This is a genomic window from Streptomyces sp. DT2A-34 (assembly GCF_030499515.1).
In the GTDB taxonomy this organism is placed as follows: domain Bacteria; phylum Actinomycetota; class Actinomycetes; order Streptomycetales; family Streptomycetaceae; genus Streptomyces.
Map to the genome: position 1 here is coordinate 3004813 of NZ_JASTWJ010000001.1, position 16326 is coordinate 3021138.

The 16326-nt window shown below is 68.6% G+C and carries 16 protein-coding genes; 1 reads left to right on the forward strand and 15 read right to left on the reverse strand.

Annotation, left to right across the window (positions count from 1 at the left end; genetic code table 11):
- Positions 1-89: 89 nt before the first annotated feature.
- The 7 genes from QQM39_RS12950 to QQM39_RS12980 all read right to left on the reverse strand — a co-directional run bounded on the left by QQM39_RS12950 (position 90) and on the right by QQM39_RS12980 (position 5681).
- Positions 90-905: a F0F1 ATP synthase subunit delta gene (locus QQM39_RS12950; protein WP_301996856.1), complete on the reverse strand. Its 816-nt coding sequence runs from the start codon at positions 903-905 to the stop codon at positions 90-92.
- Positions 902-1450 carry a F0F1 ATP synthase subunit B gene (locus QQM39_RS12955; protein WP_301996857.1) on the reverse strand — a complete coding sequence of 183 codons (549 nt, stop codon included), beginning with the start codon at positions 1448-1450 and terminating at the stop codon, positions 902-904. Before QQM39_RS12955 ends, QQM39_RS12950 begins: the two co-directional genes overlap by 4 nt.
- Before the next feature lie 41 nt (positions 1451-1491).
- On the reverse strand, positions 1492-1725 hold the full coding sequence (gene atpE, locus QQM39_RS12960) for an ATP synthase F0 subunit C (RefSeq protein WP_031485821.1): 234 nt from the start codon (positions 1723-1725) through the stop codon (positions 1492-1494).
- 78 nt (positions 1726-1803) lie between these two features.
- Positions 1804-2574 carry a F0F1 ATP synthase subunit A gene (atpB, locus tag QQM39_RS12965; protein ID WP_302003569.1) on the reverse strand — a complete coding sequence of 257 codons (771 nt, stop codon included), beginning with the start codon at positions 2572-2574 and terminating at the stop codon, positions 1804-1806.
- Between the two features lie 273 nt (positions 2575-2847).
- A complete protein-coding gene (locus tag QQM39_RS12970) occupies positions 2848-3282 on the reverse strand; it encodes a hypothetical protein (RefSeq protein ID WP_301996858.1) in 435 nt (144 codons plus the stop codon).
- A gap of 401 nt (positions 3283-3683) precedes the next feature.
- Entirely contained in the window at positions 3684-4079 is a 396-nt protein-coding gene (locus tag QQM39_RS12975; RefSeq protein ID WP_301996859.1) for a hypothetical protein, read from the reverse strand.
- Between the two features lie 237 nt (positions 4080-4316).
- Positions 4317-5681: an MraY family glycosyltransferase gene (locus QQM39_RS12980; RefSeq protein ID WP_301996860.1), complete on the reverse strand. Its 1365-nt coding sequence runs from the start codon at positions 5679-5681 to the stop codon at positions 4317-4319.
- A gap of 401 nt (positions 5682-6082) precedes the next feature.
- Between QQM39_RS12980 and QQM39_RS12985 the strand changes: the two genes are divergently transcribed.
- Positions 6083-7780, forward strand: coding sequence for a hypothetical protein (locus tag QQM39_RS12985; RefSeq protein WP_301996862.1), 1698 nt, complete (start codon positions 6083-6085; stop codon positions 7778-7780).
- Positions 7781-7795: 15 nt separating this feature from the next.
- Here the strand turns inward: QQM39_RS12985 and glyA are convergent, their stop codons facing one another.
- The 8 genes from glyA to QQM39_RS13025 all read right to left on the reverse strand — a co-directional run bounded on the left by glyA (position 7796) and on the right by QQM39_RS13025 (position 16160).
- Complete coding sequence (gene glyA, locus QQM39_RS12990; RefSeq protein WP_301996863.1) at positions 7796-9034, reverse strand: serine hydroxymethyltransferase; 1239 nt, start codon at positions 9032-9034, stop codon at positions 7796-7798.
- A gap of 148 nt (positions 9035-9182) precedes the next feature.
- Positions 9183-9863: a protein-tyrosine-phosphatase gene (locus QQM39_RS12995; RefSeq protein ID WP_301996864.1), complete on the reverse strand. Its 681-nt coding sequence runs from the start codon at positions 9861-9863 to the stop codon at positions 9183-9185.
- The gene (locus QQM39_RS13000; RefSeq protein WP_301996865.1) at positions 9860-10507 is read right to left on the reverse strand and encodes an L-threonylcarbamoyladenylate synthase; all 648 of its coding nucleotides are present in this window, start codon (positions 10505-10507) and stop codon (positions 9860-9862) included. The genes QQM39_RS12995 and QQM39_RS13000 overlap by 4 nt, the downstream gene beginning before the upstream one ends.
- Before the next feature lie 51 nt (positions 10508-10558).
- Entirely contained in the window at positions 10559-11398 is an 840-nt protein-coding gene (gene prmC / locus QQM39_RS13005) for a peptide chain release factor N(5)-glutamine methyltransferase (protein ID WP_234762223.1), read from the reverse strand.
- Positions 11399-11470: 72 nt separating this feature from the next.
- Positions 11471-12547 carry a peptide chain release factor 1 gene (gene prfA / locus QQM39_RS13010; RefSeq protein ID WP_301996866.1) on the reverse strand — a complete coding sequence of 359 codons (1077 nt, stop codon included), beginning with the start codon at positions 12545-12547 and terminating at the stop codon, positions 11471-11473.
- Between the two features lie 113 nt (positions 12548-12660).
- Positions 12661-12885 carry a 50S ribosomal protein L31 gene (gene rpmE, locus QQM39_RS13015; RefSeq protein WP_062709720.1) on the reverse strand — a complete coding sequence of 75 codons (225 nt, stop codon included), beginning with the start codon at positions 12883-12885 and terminating at the stop codon, positions 12661-12663.
- A 144-nt stretch (positions 12886-13029) separates the two neighbouring features.
- Positions 13030-14160 carry an LCP family protein gene (locus tag QQM39_RS13020; protein ID WP_301996867.1) on the reverse strand — a complete coding sequence of 377 codons (1131 nt, stop codon included), beginning with the start codon at positions 14158-14160 and terminating at the stop codon, positions 13030-13032.
- A gap of 206 nt (positions 14161-14366) precedes the next feature.
- Positions 14367-16160 carry a trypsin-like serine protease gene (locus QQM39_RS13025; protein ID WP_301996868.1) on the reverse strand — a complete coding sequence of 598 codons (1794 nt, stop codon included), beginning with the start codon at positions 16158-16160 and terminating at the stop codon, positions 14367-14369.
- Between the last annotated feature and the right edge of the window lie 166 nt (positions 16161-16326).

The following is a 16326-nucleotide window of genomic DNA, read 5'->3' on the forward strand; positions in this document are numbered from 1 at the left end:
TTCACTTTGGGGGTCTGGGGGCGACCCCCAGGATTCTTCTGCACGGCCCAACCAGGGCCGTAAGTACGTACTGCCTATTGAGTTGCTGGTCAGCTCGCCAGGCGGCGGCCGGCGTCCTCGATGCGGTCCGCGAGGGAGCCGTTGATGACCTCGTCGCCGACCTGCACCCGGATTCCGCCGAGGACCTCGGGGTCCACGTCGAGGTTGAGGTGCATCTGGCGGCCGTAGAGCTTCGCGAGGGCGGCGCCCAGGCGCTGCTTCTGCGGGCCGCTCAGCGGTACCGCCGAAGTGACGACGGCCACCATGCGCTCCCGGCGCTCGGCGGCGAGCTTGGACAGGGACTCCAGTCCCGACTCCAGGCTACGTCCACGCGGCGCGGTCACAAGACGCGTCACCAGACGCTCGGTGGTCGCCTTGGCCCGGCCGCCGAGCAGGCTGCGCAGCAGCTCGCCCTTGGCCGAGGTAGTGGCGGACCGGTCGGTCAGCGCGGCGCGCAGCCCGGTGTTCGAGGCGACGATCCGGCCGAACCGGAACAGCTCGTCCTCGACATCGTCGAGCGTGCCCGCCTTCTGCGCGGCGGTGAGGTCGGCGGTGTCCGCCAGCTCCTCCAGCGCGTCCACCAGGTCGCGCGACTGCGACCAGCGGGAGCGCACCATGCCGGCCAGCAGATCGGCGGCCTCGCCGCTGACCTGGCCGGCGAGCAGGCGCTGGGCCAGCTCCGCCTTGGCCTCGCCGGCCTGCGCCGGGTCGGTCAGGACCCGACGCAGCGACACCTCGCGGTCGAGCAGCGCGGTGACGGCGGCCAGCTCGTCGGCGAGCTTGGCCGCGTCGACGGACGTGTTGTCCGTCAGCGCGTCGAGACGCTCACGTGCGGCTGCCAGGGCCTCGCGGCTCGCTCCGTTCATCGTCCGGCCTCGGCCTTCTCCTCGAGCTCGTCGAGGAAGCGGTCGATGACGCGGCTCTGCCGGGCGTGGTCCTCGAGGGACTCGCCGACGAGCTTGCCCGCCAGGTCGGTGGCGAGCTTGCCGACGTCCTGGCGCAGCGCGGAGGACGCGGCCTTGCGGTCGGCCTCGATCTGCGCGTGACCGGCGGCGACGATCTCCTCGCGCTGCCGCTGGCCTTCCGCGCGCATCTCGGCGATGAGCACGGCGCCCTGCTCCTGCGCCTCCTGGCGCAGACGCGCGGCCTCGTGCCGGGCCTCGGCGAGCTGCGCCTTGTACTGCTCAAGGACGCTCTGGGCCTCGACCTGAGCGGCCTCAGCCTTCTCGATTCCGCCTTCGATCGCCTCGCGGCGCTCCTCCAGAACCTTGTTGATGTTCGGAAGCAGCTTCTTCCAGAAGAAGAAGAACACGATGGCGAAGGCGATGGTGCCGACGAGCAGCTCGGGGCCCGGAGGAATGAGCGGGTTCTGCTCCTCCTCCGCCGCAAGCCGCACCAGGTTGTCGATCACATCAGTGCCTTTCGTGGAAAGGTTGGCTCGTCAGGGCTCGATCATCCGTAGACGAACGGCATGACGATGCCGATGAGGGCGAGCGCCTCACAGAAGGCGAAGCCGAGGATCTGGTTGGCACGGATCAGGCCGGCAGCCTCGGGCTGGCGGGCGAGGGCCTGGGTGCCGTTGCCGAAGATGATGCCGACGCCGACGCCGGGGCCGATGGCGGCCAGGCCGTAGCCGATGGAACCAATGTTGCCTTCGACGGCGGCGAGGGTCTCAAGGGCAGCCATGCTGATTCTTCCTTCTCTTTCATGGACCGGCGGGGGTTGGCCACCGGACGTTCTTGGGGGCTTGCGGTGCGGCGGGGCTCAGTGGTGCTCGGCGAGAGCGCCCTGGATGTACGAGCAGGCCAGCAGCACGAAGACGTACGCCTGGACGGCCTGCACGAAGAGCTCGAAGAGGATCATGACCATGGTCATGACGAAGGAGACACCGGCCGCCGGGATCATCCAGCTGTTCAGCAGGTACCAGGAGGCGACGGTGAACATCACCAGCATCAGGTGACCGGCGAACATGTTGGCGAACAGTCGCACCGCGTGCGTGAACGGGCGGACCAGCAGGTTCGAGAAGAACTCGATGACCATCACGAGCGGCAGCACCGCACCCAGCGACTTGTCGTAGCCGGTGACGTTCTTGAAGAACCCGACGAAGCCGTGCCGCTTGAAGGTCACCGAGACCCAGATGAGCCAGACGATGGCGGCCAGCACCATCGGGAACGCGATGATCGACGAGACCGGGAACTGGGCCAGCGGGATCACGGACCAGATGTTCATGATCCAGATGAAGAAGAAGAGCGAGACCATGAACGGGACGTACTTCTCGCCCTCACGCTTGCCGAGGGTCTCGTAGACGATGCCGCGGCGCACGAAGTCATAACCGGCTTCGCCGACCATCTGAAGCTTGCCCGGCACCACCTTCGCCTTGCTGAAGGCGAGCGTGAAGAAGGTGATGACCAGGAGCGTGGTGATGAGGGCAAGCAGCATCACCTTGTTGAACTCGAACCCCCCGACTGTGGCGATCGGCTTGAAGAGGAACGAGTGCAGGCCCGGAGCCGGGAAGCCACAGCCGTTGTCGGACATGATCCGACAGCTCCAGTCAAAGGCGAGCTGGGTCTGGTCAGCACTCACCGCGGGCTCCTTCGGCGTGACGCATGGGTACGGCAACCTCGTTGTGTCGGCGCGGCGCGCAGCCGCAGTTCGGCACGGGACTGGTGTTACGGATGTGGGGGCGGCTGTGGGGCATCAAGCCTCGCGAATGAGCAGGCGTCAGCTCAGATGCCCGCGCCCGCGATGCCGCAGTTGGCACCGGACGATAGCAGGACTTCTCACACGCACTTATCTCAGCCCTACCCCTCACGACGAGTGCCCCGATTTTTCGGGCTTGTCGCCCGAGGAGTCGGGTTCGACGTAGAGGATCTTGGCTTTCATGTGAGCCCGAGTCTGGGATGCGATCCACGCGAGGGTGGTCGCGATAAGGGTGATCGCGAAAGCCTTGGGGTGGAACAGCGTGGTGTTCTTGAACACGCTCAGAAAGATGAACAGCAGCAGGATCTGCGCCGCGTAGAGCATCAGGCCCATCATCTGGAACAGATGCGGAAGCGATTTGGCAGTGCGCTGCAGAACGTAGAGCCCGATCCCCATGAAGAGAATCGTGAGCACCGCTGCCACGACAGCCCCGACAGCCCCCTTGCCGCCAACGAGCACACCACTGACGACGGCGGCAATCGCACCGACGGCAGCCGTGGGCACGGCAGCCTGAAGGAGAATCCGGGCGTCATTGGACGGCATGGCGGCAACTCCGCTTTCACGGTGGGGGCAGGGTGTCGTCATGGACGAGCGTAGTCCCGGGCTAAGAGGGGACCTCACGCCAACGGACCGTCGCACTGCGGTCCTTCGGCTCTATCCGGGGGTTCTCGTGAACCGTATCACAAACTATTTGATGAGGTCTTTACCTGGAGGGTGTGCCCGGTGTCACACATGAGAGTGACAGTGCGCGTCTGTGCAAAAACGCGGCCGGTTTGTCTGGTATAGGGGCGCTTCGCTCCCCCATGACTTGGCAATGCTCTAGTCAGATTCTTACCTAGAACGCGTTCTTAACCTGCCGTCAGCGCTACGTGCCGCCCGACAGCGAAGCGGGGCGCTCGGTCGATCCGAGCGCCCCGCCAATAGATCCCGCGGTCAGTTAGTGGTCAGTCGTGCACGGTGGCGCAGGCCAGCCCGTCAGTCCATTTCCAGCCCGTGCAGAGCTGCGTGCCGTCGGGGTACTTCTTCGCGTACGAATCCCAGTTGTGATCCTCTGAGCGCCCCTGACGGACGCTGTCATTCTCCCAGTAGGTCTTGGCAGGCTTCCCGGGGAGCTTGATCCTCAGCTTCGCGATCTTCCCCGAGAGTGTCTTAGGCGCCGGGGAGTAGTTGGCCGTGATCCCCGTAACCTTCAGGCCCGAACCATCCACGATGATGCAGTTACTGCCACCACCTGTGCAGTTGTGCGCACTTGCATAGGCAGGTATCGCATTGCCCAGGGCGACGGTAAGTACCGCCCCAGCCACTGCGCCAGCCCGCCAGGCACCCCGTGATCTGCGCATGTCATCCCCTAATCGATCTGTGTGCCGCTTTGCGGCGTGGTCGATCAACACCCCACTGATCAACAAATGCCGCGCGAGGGAATCACGCAGGTGACGTCCGTCACTGCCGTCTCGGCAGCAACGGGGAGGCACGACTCGCGGAAGTGACTGAGTTGAGGCCGCCCGTGAGCGTCAGCATCTCGTTCACCAGCGTGAAAGCGTCGCCAGACTCGTGCGCTGTCAGGAGCACCCCACAAATCAGCGCGACGTTGCGGCCTTCCGCCGGTCCAGGAAGCGCGAACGGGCACCGATCGCGGTCGCGCCGTTGACGCCGGCCACACCGGCGGCGACCGGGGTGCGCGCGTCCTCGTCGGACCCGGAGTCGGCCGCGGCGTCGGCCGGTGCCTCGGCGGCGGCGGTCTGCGGCGTGGTGGCCGCCGGCTCGGCAACGGCGTCGCGACGGCGGTAGCGCGGCGGCACGAACGCCTCGGCCCAGCGCGGGGCGCGCGGAGTGAAGCGGGGCAGCAGAAGCAGCCCGAGCCCGATGGCGCTGAGGAACACCACGCTCAGCACGATCCACATGGACGCCGAGTTCACGGAGTAGGCGAGCGCGCCGAAGGCGATCAGCGCCGACCAGAAGTACATGATCAGCACCGCCCGGCTGTGCGAGTGGCCGATCTCCAGGAGGCGGTGGTGCAGGTGGCCCCGGTCGGCGGCGAACGGCGACTGGCCCCGCCAGGTGCGGCGCACGATCGCCAGCACCAGGTCGGCGGCCGGGATCGCGATGATCGTCAGCGGCAGCAGCAGCGGGATGTAGACGGGCACCGTCTGGTGCACGGCCTCCTTCTCGGAGCCGGCGAACAGCTTCAGCGCGTCCGGGTCGACCTGTCCCGTGATGGAGATCGCGCCCGCGGCGAGCACCAGGCCGATCAGCATCGAGCCGGAGTCGCCCATGAAGATCCGCGCCGGGTGCATGTTGTGCGGCAGGAAGCCCAGGCACATGCCCATCAGGATCGCCGCGAACAGGGTGGCCGGGGCGGCGGCCTCGATGCCGTACGACACCCAGACGCGATAGGCGTAGAGGAAGAACGCGGCCGAGGCGATGCACACCATGCCGGCCGCGAGGCCGTCCAGGCCGTCGACGAAGTTGACCGCGTTGATGGTGATGACGACCAGGGCGACCGTCAGCAGGGTGCCCTGCCACTGGGTCAGCGCGACCGAGCCGAAGCCGGGGATCGGCAGCCACAGGATCGTCAGACCCTGCATGACCATGACGCCGGCGGCGATCATCTGGCCGCCCAGCTTGATCAGGGCGTCGATCTCGAACTTGTCGTCCAGGACGCCGATCAGCCAGATGAGCGCCGCTCCGGAGAGCAGCGCCCGCGGTTCGTTGGACTTCTCGAAGACCGTACTGAGGTTGGTGAGGTGATCGGCGACCAGCAGGCCCGCGCACAGGCCGAAGAACATCGCGATACCGCCGAGCCGCGGAGTGGGTTCCCGGTGCACGTCACGTGCCCGGATCTCCGGCATCGCCCCGGCCACGATCGCGAACTTACGTACCGGCCCTGTCAGCAGATACGTCACCGCAGCAGTGATGCAGAGCGTCAGCAGGTATTCGCGCACAGAGTAGCTCCACCAGTTCCGGTAGCCGATCCAGGCCCTCACGATAGTCCCTTGCCCGACTGGAGAGCCCGCCTGGCGGCCCCCTTGGCGCACAGTCAGCGGCCCTTGCGGCACCGGCTCTCCTCCAGCCAACCGCCAGGCGGCTCGTCCGGTCGCATCGGGCATCTGTCAGGCACCGGGGTCGCGGCCTGGCCGGCCCCAGCTTGGGGGTAGGACCGCCCCCCTGTCATTGGCCGACGTCGTTTGGCCGCAGGTGTGGGAATTCACTGATGCGGTTGTTGCCGCTACGGGCATCGGGTCCCTCATAAGAGTGAATGGATCTCGGCGGACGACGGTCGTCGGTGACGGCCAGTACGTTGCTCGTGGCGAGGTTGACCGAGACGTTGGGGGAGGGTTGCCGCATGTCCAGGCGTGGGGGGAAGAGCGAGCTGCGAGCGATCGCGGCCCCCTTCACCGTGGCTGCACCTTCTGGCGCCCGGGTCCGGGACCGGCTACGCCTCTCCGGGGCCGACATCGAGGTCCTCACCCTGGCCGGTGACCATCTCGGCCAGCACCAGCGCTCCGACCTGGCCGCACGCATCGCCCTGGGCAACGTGCCGATGAGGGACACCGGACGTGCAAGGCGCAAGAGAGCACTGACGGCGGTGTCGTCATCGCGCTGGGCGGGGGCGATGACCCGCGCGTCCGAGGACCAGTACCAGCTCTCCATGCGCTGCCTGTTCGACGAGCGCGCTGGCCTGCGCCGCGCCATCATCTCGATCTGTAAACGGCTGTCGGTGCCGTGCGGACAGCGCAAGGGCAAGACACGGGGCTACGCCGACCAGAACGAGCGGTTCCACAAGCAGCGCCGCGTGCAGGCGCTAACGACCAGGCTGGCCGTCGTGGAACAGCGGATCGAGGATGGCCACCCAGCCATCGTGGACGGCGGCAGGCGGCTACTCAAGACGCGGCACCACCTCGCCGAGGCCCGGCTCACCGAGCCGGAGTGGCGGCAGCGCTGGGACGCGGCTCGGCTGTTCCTGACCGCCGACGGAGAATCCGGCGCCCCGTACGGCAACTACACCATCACCGCCGACCCGCACGACGGATCAGTGACGCTCGTACTGCCCGAGCCGCTGCGACACCTGGCCAATGCCCCGCGCGGTCGGTACAAGCTGACCTGCACGGTCACGTTCTCGCACCGCCGGGAGGAGTGGCTGGACCGCGTGATCGCCCGCAGGGCCGTGCGATACGACATCGTCCACGACCCAGCCCGGGGCCGCTGGTATCTGGACGCCTCCTGGGCGGCCGACCATACCGTCGTACCCGACCCGGACGAGCTGAGGGCGTCGGGCGAGCGCCTACTAGCGGTGGACCTCAACGCCGACCACCTCGCCGCCATCGTGCTCGATACACACGGCAACCCGGTCGGCGAACCGCTCACTGTGCCACTCGATCTGACCGGCCGTTCCAGTCGTCGGGACGGGCAGCTGCGCGCCGCAATCACCGAACTCCTCGACAGCGCGCGGGGTCACGGCTGCGCGGGGATCGTGATCGAGGACCTGGGCTTCAGCGACGCCCGGCAGACCGGCCGGGAGACCCTGGGCCGCGGCAAGCGCGGCAAAAAGTTCCGCCGCACAGTCGCGGGCATCCCCACCACACGTTTCCGGGAACGCCTGCGCGGCATGGCCTACCACCAAGGCCTGGTGGTCGTGGCGGTCGATCCCGCGTACACCTCACGCTGGGGCGGCCAGCACTGGCAGGCCCCGCTCCAGCGGCAGACAAAGACCTCCGCCACGCGGCATCACGGTGCTGCTGTGGCGATCGGCAGGCGTGGCCTGGGCCATCGAGTCCGGCGTCGGCCAGGTGTGACCGTACCCGACCAGAGGATCGGGCAACGGAGAGCTACCGGCCAGACCGTACCCGTCCCCCCTCCACGCGGGACCACGGGCCCACCCAGGACGGCGGGCATGCCCCTTAGGGGCGGCAAGACCCGACCGTGCCGAGGTGACCAGCTCGTGTTGTTCCCCGGCCCTCAAGACCGTTCGGAGGGCCACCGGACCACACGTCCGGATTATGGCGAGTTGGCCAGCACCGGCCAACAATGCCAGGAACGGTAGCGACGATGGTTGCACTCAGCCGGGATACGGCGAAAATCTACCGGCCAGCTCCCGCACTTCTTCACGAGCCTTCTGACTTTCGGTCTCCCCGCGCAGCACACCCGCCAGCAACGCGGCGAGCCACACCATCTCCTCCTCCCCCATGCCCTGGGTGGTCACGGCCGCCGTGCCCAGGCGCAGGCCGCGGGCGTCGCCGTGCGGCAGCGCGCAGCAGTCCAGCACGATCCCGGCCGCCGCGAGCCGTCCGCGCGCCGCACGGCCGTCGACGCCGAGCGGTGCCGGGTCGGCGGTGATGAGGTGGGTGTCGGTCCCGCCCGTGGTGACGACCAGCCCCTCCGCGGCCAGCCCCGCCGCCAGGGTCCTCGCATTGGCGACCACCTGATGGGCGTACGCCGTGAACGCCGGTGTTGCCGCCTCGCCGAACGCGACGGCCTTGGCCGCGATGGTGTGCATCTGCGCACCGCCCTGGGTGAACGGGAACACGGCGCGGTCGACCCGTTCGGCGAGGTCCGAGCCGCACAGGATCATGCCGCCACGGGGCCCCCGCAGCACCTTGTGTGTGGTGACGCACACGACATCGGCGTACGGCACCGGACTCGGCGCCGCTCCCCCGGCGACGAGCCCGATCGGGTGGGCGGCGTCGGCGATGAGATACGCGCCCACCTCGTCCGCGATGTCGCGGAAGAGGGCGTAGTCGATGTGGCGCGGGTAGGCGATGGACCCGCAGACGACGGCCTTGGGCCGGTGATTGCGGGCGAGCGTGCGCACTTGGTCGTAGTCGATGAGCCCGGTCTCGGCGTCCACCCCGTATCCCACGAAGTCGAACCAGCGCCCGGAGAAGTTGGCCGGCGAGCCGTGCGTGAGGTGTCCGCCGTACGGCAGCCCGAGGGCGAGCACGGTGTCACCGGGCCGCAGCAGGGCGGCGTACGCGGCGAGGACGGCCGAAGACCCCGAGTGCGACTGCACGTTGGCGTGTTCGGCCCCGAACAGCAGCTTGGCCCGCTCCACGGCGAGCCGCTCGGCGGCGTCGACCAGCTCGCAGCCACCGTGGTATCGGGCGCCCGGATACCCCTCGGCGTACTTGTTGGCGAGTGGCGACCCTAGAGCCGCCAGCACCGCGGGCGAGGTGAAGTTCTCGGCGGCGATGAGCTGGAGCGTCGTCGACTGCCGGTCGAGCTCTCCGAGCAGGATGTCGGCGAGCTGCGGGTCCTGGCGGCGCAGGACGTCGGCCTCGATGGCATGGGCAACCGTCATGGTGGGCTCCCGGCGTCGACGGTGACGTACGTCCAATGTAGGCCCGGGGCGACAGGGACGCCCGGTTGTTACGCCCTCGCGGGTGCTCCGGTGAGCGCTGTGACGACCGGAGCCCGATCCAAGACGCTCATCGCGCTCTGCACAGGCATCAAGTGCGAGCGGGTACCCCGGTCAAAGCCGTTACCACCGGGTCCAGCGCCTGGTGTATCTCGTCCCCGACGGAACGGAAGAAGGGCAGCGGGGCGCCGTACGGGTCGTACACCTCGTCCGCCTCCGCGGTCGGCGCCAGGAGCCACCCGCGTAGAGCCGCCCCGGCCCGGACCAGTGCGCGCGCGCGTGCCACCACGCCGTCCTCCAGGGGCGGCAGGGTCGCCGGGTCTATCGCGCGGACCAGGCGGGTGAACTCCTTCAGCGTGAAGGTGCGCAGGCCCGCCGAATGGCCCATGGAGATGACCTGGGCGCGGTGGTCGCGGGTGGCCGTCAGGACCAGGTCGGCGCGGATGACGTGCTCGTCGAGGAGCTCGCGGCCGACGAAGCCGGCGGCGTCCGCGCCGAAGTCGGCGAGGACCGTCTCCGCGTTGGCCTCCATGGGCGCGCCCTCATGGCCCCAGGTGCCCGCGCTCTCCACGATCAGCCCGCCGCCGAGCACACCGAGCCGCTGCGCCACGAAATGACGGGTCAGCCGCTCGGTGATCGGCGAGCGGCAGACATTTCCGGTGCTGACGTGGAGGATGCGGAAGCTGTCGCGCGGGAGTCCCACGAAGGTCGTCGTGATCTCCGCCGCGCTTTCCCCGTTGCCTATGCCACGCCCCGCCTCAGGGGCTGTCAATTCGCCACCTCGAGGTCGGGTACGACCTTCCGCAGCTCGTCCGCGGAGATGGCGCCCGCGCGCAGGAGGAGGGGCACTTCGCCGGTCACGTCGACGATCGACGACGGGACGTTGCCGGGGGTCGGGCCGCCGTCCAGGTAGACGGAGACCGAGTCGCCGAGCATCTCCTGCGCGGCGTCACAGTCCTCGGGGGCCGGGTGGCCCGTCAGGTTCGCCGACGACACCGCCATCGGGCCGACCTCCGTGAGGAGCTCGATGGCGACCGGGTGCAGCGGCATGCGCACGGCGACCGTGCCCCGGGTGTCGCCGAGGTCCCACTGCAGGGACGGCTGGTGCTTGGCGACCAGGGTCAGCGCGCCCGGCCAGAACGCGTCCACCAGTTCCCAGGCCAGCTCGGAGAAGTCGGTGACGAGACCATGGAGCGTGTTCGGGGAGCCGATCAGCACAGGGGTGGGCATGGTGCGGCCACGGCCCTTGGCCTCCAGCAGGTCGCCCACGGCCTCCTTGGAGAACGCGTCGGCGCCGATGCCGTACACCGTGTCGGTCGGGAGGACCACGAGCTCGCCACGGCGGACGGCGGACGCGGCCTCACGCAGACCCGTCGTGCGGTCGGTCGCGTCGTTGGTGTCGTATCGCCGTGCCATATCAGCGGGCCTCCTCGTACACGTACTTCGGGAAAAGACTCTGGGGGGTGGTCACGGCAGCGCCTTGCGGGCGGTCGCGAACCTCGGGCGGTTGTTGAGGTCGGGGTGGTCGGCCGCGTCGGCCCAGCCCCGCTCCTCGGTGAAGATCCACGGCACCTGGCCGCCCTGGGTGTCGGCGTGTTCGATGACGACGACGCCGCCGGGGCGCAGGAGCCGGTGTGCGGTCCGTTCCAGGCCGCGGATGAGGTCGAGGCCGTCCTCCCCCGAGAACAGGGCGAGTTCGGGATCGTAGTCCCGCGCCTCGGGAGCGACGTACTCCCATTCGGTGAGCGGGATGTAGGGCGGGTTGGAGATGACCAGGTCGACCTGGCCGTCCAGGTCCGGGAAGGCGTCCAGGGCGTTGCCCTGCCGCAGGTCGACCCTGGACCCCGCCACGTTCTTGCGGGTCCAGTGCAGGGCGTCCTCGGACAGCTCCACGGCGTGCACGCGCGAGCGCGGGACCTCCTGGGCGAGGGCGAGCGCGATGGCGCCGGAGCCGGTGCACAGGTCGACGATGCAGGGCTCGACGACGTCCATCGCGCGTACGGCGTCTATGGCCCACCCGACGACCGACTCGGTCTCGGGGCGGGGCACGAACACACCGGGCCCGACTTGGAGTTCGAGATACCGGAAGTAGGCCCGCCCGGTGATGTGCTGCAACGGCTCGCGCTGCTCACGCCGGGCGATGACCTCCCAGTAGCGGGCGTCGAAGTCCGAGTCCTTCACGGAGTGCAGCTCGCCCCGCTTCACGCCGTGCACGAACGCGGCGAGCTCCTCCGCGTCGTTGCGCGGCGAGGGCACACCGGCGTCGGCCAGCCGCTGGGTGGCCTGGGCCACCTCCGCGAGCAGCACGCTGCGGGGGCTTGGGGATCGCCCCCCAATGAATTGCTGCACGCAAGTCCTCCGGTCGTACTCGTACGTGCCTTACGCGGCCGCGAGCTTGGCGGCCGAGTCCGCGTCGACGCAGGCCTGGATCACCGCGTCGAGGTCGCCGTCCAGGACCTGGTCCAGGTTGTACGCCTTGAAGCCGACGCGGTGGTCCGAGATGCGATTCTCCGGGAAGTTGTAGGTGCGGATCTTCTCGGAGCGGTCGACCGTGCGGACCTGGCTGCGGCGGGCGTCGGCGGCCTCCTTCTCGGCCTCCTCCTGCGCCGCTGCGAGCAGCCTGGAGCGCAGGATACGCATAGCCTGCTCCTTGTTCTGCAGCTGGCTCTTCTCGTTCTGGCAGGAGGCCACGACTCCGGTGGGAATGTGCGTGATGCGCACGGCGGAGTCGGTGGTGTTGACGGACTGACCACCCGGGCCGGACGACCGGTACACGTCGATCCGAAGGTCGTTCGGGTTGATCTCGACGTCGATCTCCTCGGCCTCCGGCGTGACCAGCACACCGGCCGCGGAGGTGTGGATACGGCCCTGGGACTCGGTCGCCGGCACACGCTGCACACGGTGCACACCGCCCTCGTACTTCAGCCGCGCCCACACGCCCTGCCCGGGCTCGGTGGCACCCTGGCCGCCCTTGGTCTTCACGGCGACCTGGACGTCCTTGTAGCCGCCGAGCTCGGACTCGGTGGAGTCGATGATCTCGGTCTTCCAGCCGACGCGCTCGGCGTAGCGCAGGTACATCCGCAGCAGGTCGCCGGCGAACAGTGCCGACTCGTCGCCGCCCGCGCCCGCCTTGATCTCGAGGATGACGTCCTTGTCGTCGCTGGGGTCGCGCGGGACGAGCAGCAGGCGGAGCTTCTCCGTCAGCTCCTCGCGCTGCTTGTCCAGCTCCTTGACCTCGGCCGCGAACTCCGGGTCGTCGGCGGCGAGTTCCCGTGCGGTCTCCATGTCGTCGCCGGTCTGCTTCCAGGAGCGGTACGTGGCGACGATCGGGGTGAGCTCGGCGTAGCGCTTGTTCAGCTTGCGCGCGTTCGCCTGGTCGGCGTGGACCGACGGGTCGGCGAGCTTCGTCTCCAGGTCGGCGTGCTCAACGACCAGGTCCTCGACGGCCTCGAACATCTTGGGCTCCTGTACGTACGTGGGTGAAGGGCGGGCGACCAAAAACGCCGGTCCCGGTGCGGCTCCTCCGGAGGGGAGGGCCCGCGAACCGTGGACCGGCGAATTGGAGCTCGCTACTTCTTGGAGCCGGCAGTTGCCTTGCCGAAGCGGGCCTCGAAGCGGGCCACACGGCCACCGGTGTCGAGGATCTTCTGCTTGCCCGTGTAGAACGGGTGGCACTCGGAGCAGACCTCGGCGCGGATGGTGCCGCTCTCGATCGTGCTACGGGTGGTGAACGACGCGCCACAGGTGCAGCTGACCTGCGTCTCGACGTACTCGGGGTGGATGTCGCGCTTCAAGGTGTCTCCTAGTTTCGGGAGGGCGCCGGGTCGCAGCCGCGGGATGCGGGAGCGTGAACCGGAGCCGACGTACCAGTCTGCCAGGACTGGTGTCCATCAGCCAAAACCGGGGGTGGCTGTGGGGTATTCCCCGAGGTCCCCCGACTAACTCACCACGCCCTTGGCATCACCTGTGGCCGTGCCTTCGGTGGCCGCCTTCGGGATCGCCTTGTCGTTCTTCAGGGCGTCCCACACCAGCTGGGCCTTGGTCTTCGCCACGAGCACCCGGTTCGGGTCCGCCGGGTCGTACTGGACCGGCATCGTGACCATGTTCATGTTCTTGGAGCTGATGCCCTTCAAGCCGTTGGCGAAGGACAGGAGCTTGTTGACCGAGCCGAGGTCGGAGTCGGCGGTCACGGCGTTCGTGGCGGTGTCGGCCAGGTCGTAGAGCCTCTTGGGGTTGCCGAAGAGGTTGATGTCCTTGACCTGGTTGATCAGCGCCTTGATGAAGGCCTGCTGGAGCTGGATGCGGCCGAGGTCGGAGCCGTCGCCCACGCCGTGCCGGGTGCGGACCAGGCCCAGGGCCTGCTTGCCGGTGAGCTGGTGGGTGCCGGCCTTGAGGTCGAGGTGGCTGTCGGGGTCGTTGATGTCCTTGGTCGTCGTGACCTCGACGCCACCGAGCTCGTCTATGAGCTTCTGGAAGCCGGAGAAGTCGACCTCCAGGTAGTGGTCCATGCGGATGCCGGTGATGGACTCGACGGTCTTCACGGTGCAGGCGGCGCCGCCCGTGGAGTACGACTCGTTGAACATCACGCCGGACGCGGCGTCGTGCGTCTTGCCGTTGGTGTCGGTGCACCGGGGGCGGTCGATGAGGGTGTCGCGCGGGATGGAGACCACGCTGGCCTTCTTGCGGCCCTCGTAGACGTGCACGATCATCGCCGTGTCGGAGCGGGCGCTGCCGTCGTCGGTGCCGCCGCCGAGCGCCTTGTTGCTGCCGGAACGGGTGTCGGAGCCGAGGACGAGGATGTTCTCCGAGCCGTTGTCGACCTTCTTCGGCCGCTCGGTGCCGAGGGCCTGGTCGATGTCGACGCTCTTGAGGTTGCCGTTGAGCTTGAAGTACAGGTACCCGGCTCCGGTGCCGCCCAGGACCACGATCCCGGCGGCCGTCCAGGCCGTGATCAGCAGGCTCCTGCGCTTGTCGCGGGGCTTGCGACGGCGGCCTCTGGCGCGGCGGCGCGGACCTGTGGTGCCGGTCTCGCCCGGTATGCCGGGCTCCGGCGTGCTCTCGGCGGACATGTGCTCCTCGGTTCTCGTCCGGTCGGTTACCCCCTGCTTTCAGGGTCAGGCGTGGCCATTTGGCCCGTACCACACCATCGTCACCCCGTCCGGTCAGACGGGGAAACTCGGAGAAGGGTTGCACAACGCCCCGTGCCCACCGCCGAGGAGCGGTGGGCACGGGGCGTATTCGGTGATACCCGGGTATACCCGTCTCACCTGCGATTTCAGCCGAAGATGTCGTACTGCTTGAAATCGGTGCCGACGGACTTCGGTGTGGCAAAGATCTCGCTGGTGGCCTTTCCGGTGCCCGGGTACAGGTAGAGCGTGCCGGAGGAGTTGCGGGCCAGGAAGTCGGCCTTTCCGTCGCCGGTGACGTCACCGACGGCGTCGAAGCCGGTGTAGGTCGACCAGGTGCGCACCTTGATGCGGGTGGCGAAGGCGCCGGTGCCGGCCTTGCCGGTGCCCTTGAACAGGTAGATGTAGCCGCCCGTCTTGCTGCGCGCGATCAGGTCGGCCTTGCCGTCGCCGGTGAAGTCGCCGTGTCCGCGCAGGGAGTTGTACTGGTTCCAGCCCGTGCCGACCTTGACCGGCGTGGCGAAGGAGCCGTTGCCCTTGCCCGGGTAGATCCACAGGGCGCCGCCGGAGTCGACCGAGAGCAGGTCGGGCAGGTAGTCGCCGGTGACGTCGCCCGGGGCGACGACGCGGGTGCGGGTCTTCCAGTTGCTGAAGAGCGTCTTGGTGGCCCAGGAGCCGCTGGCCGGCACGTAGTGCGCCCAGAACATGGCACCGTCGGAGCTGCGCCGGAACACCAGGTCCTGGTAGCCGTCCCGGTCGAGGTCGGTCTGCAGGACGACGTTCACGCCGCTCCAGTCGCCCCAGGACTCGCGCGCGGCGAACGAGGTGCCGTTGGAGTTCTTCGAGTAACCGGTCCTGGTGGAGGCGTTGCGCACCCACATGTCGGCCCGGTGGTCACCGCTGATGTTGGTGTCGTCGACCCGCGGGTAGACGGCCCCGACGTAGCTGCTGACCTTGGCGAAGACGCTGTACGCCCCCTTGGCGACACAGGTCTGCACACCCCACGACACGACACCGACGATCCGGCCGTTCACGACGAGCGGCCCGCCGGAGTCACCGTTGCAGGCGGAGGTGGTGCCACTGTCGCTGCCGCTCGCCGGCGGGCCCGCGCAGACCATGTGGCCCTTGATGAACTTGCTGCCGTAGTAGCCCGTGCAGGTGCTGTCGGACTGGACGGGCAGCGTGGCCGTCTTCAGCGTCTCGGAGATGTCCTGGCTGGTGGAGCTGGTCCGGCCCCAGCCGTAGACCTTGGCGCTCGTCCCGGCGGCGTACGAGGCGGTGTCGCCGGACGTCGTCATGCGGATCGGCGTCGCCTTGACCGGGTTCGCCAGCGTGATGACGGCGATGTCGTTGTCGATCGTCGTCGCGCTGTACGACGGGTGGTTCCACTGCCGGTGCGGCAGCGTGACGGTGCCGCCGTGCAGGTCGGTGTTGCCGGCGTCGTCGGTGGTCGGCAGCTGGGCGGTGCCGGTGATGACGGCGCCGTAGTCGTACCAGTCGTAGCCCTTGACGCAGTGCGCGGCGGTGAGGATCTTCGTCGGCGCGACGACGGCGCCACCGCAGAAGAACCCGAGGTCGTCGGCCTCGTCGGCGGTGCCCTGGTCGTCGTAGTACCAGAGCTGCGCCATCCAGGGCGCCGAGGTGATGGTGGTGTCGGTGCCGCCGATGACCATGGGGCTCACGGTGGAGTCACCGGAGGAGTCACCGGAGGAGCCGCTGGTGCTCGCGCTGTACGACGACTGCTTCGCCGTCTCCCCCGCGGTGTCGTCACCGGCGACGGCACCCGCGACGCGCCGCTCCAGCTCGGCGAGCGAGGCCGAACTGGTGGCGGGCTTCACGGTGGGGTGGGGCAGCGCGGTCGCGGCACCCGCGGACGAGGTCAGCAGGGAGGCGGCGACGGCCACGGCGACACCGGCGGCGGCGACGGGCAGCCCGATACGCATCCGGCGTCTGTGACGACCGCTGCCGGACAAGGTGGTGGTCAAGAAGTCCCCCCAGAGACACAAGAGTAGGAAGGGGCGCACTGATACGCCCGTCCCTATCAGCGCCAAAAGGCCGCTCCCCGTCACTATTTGACGGGGAGCGGCCCTTTTGGGACTTTCTGGGAGC

Coding starts and splice junctions, on each gene's coding strand:
- QQM39_RS12950 (WP_301996856.1), bottom strand. CDS start 905: ATGAACGGAGCGAGCCGCGAGGCCCTGGCAGCCGCACGTGAGCGTCTC.
- atpE (WP_031485821.1), bottom strand. CDS start 1,725: ATGGCTGCCCTTGAGACCCTCGCCGCCGTCGAAGGCAACATTGGTTCC.
- atpB (WP_302003569.1), bottom strand. CDS start 2,574: ATGTCCGACAACGGCTGTGGCTTCCCGGCTCCGGGCCTGCACTCGTTC.
- QQM39_RS12970 (WP_301996858.1), bottom strand. CDS start 3,282: ATGCCGTCCAATGACGCCCGGATTCTCCTTCAGGCTGCCGTGCCCACG.
- QQM39_RS12975 (WP_301996859.1), bottom strand. CDS start 4,079: ATGCGCAGATCACGGGGTGCCTGGCGGGCTGGCGCAGTGGCTGGGGCG.
- QQM39_RS12985 (WP_301996862.1), top strand. CDS start 6,083: ATGTCCAGGCGTGGGGGGAAGAGCGAGCTGCGAGCGATCGCGGCCCCC.
- glyA (WP_301996863.1), bottom strand. CDS start 9,034: ATGACGGTTGCCCATGCCATCGAGGCCGACGTCCTGCGCCGCCAGGAC.
- QQM39_RS13000 (WP_301996865.1), bottom strand. CDS start 10,507: ATGGCACGGCGATACGACACCAACGACGCGACCGACCGCACGACGGGT.
- prfA (WP_301996866.1), bottom strand. CDS start 12,547: ATGTTCGAGGCCGTCGAGGACCTGGTCGTTGAGCACGCCGACCTGGAG.
- QQM39_RS13020 (WP_301996867.1), bottom strand. CDS start 14,160: ATGTCCGCCGAGAGCACGCCGGAGCCCGGCATACCGGGCGAGACCGGC.
- QQM39_RS13025 (WP_301996868.1), bottom strand. CDS start 16,160: ATGCGTATCGGGCTGCCCGTCGCCGCCGCCGGTGTCGCCGTGGCCGTC.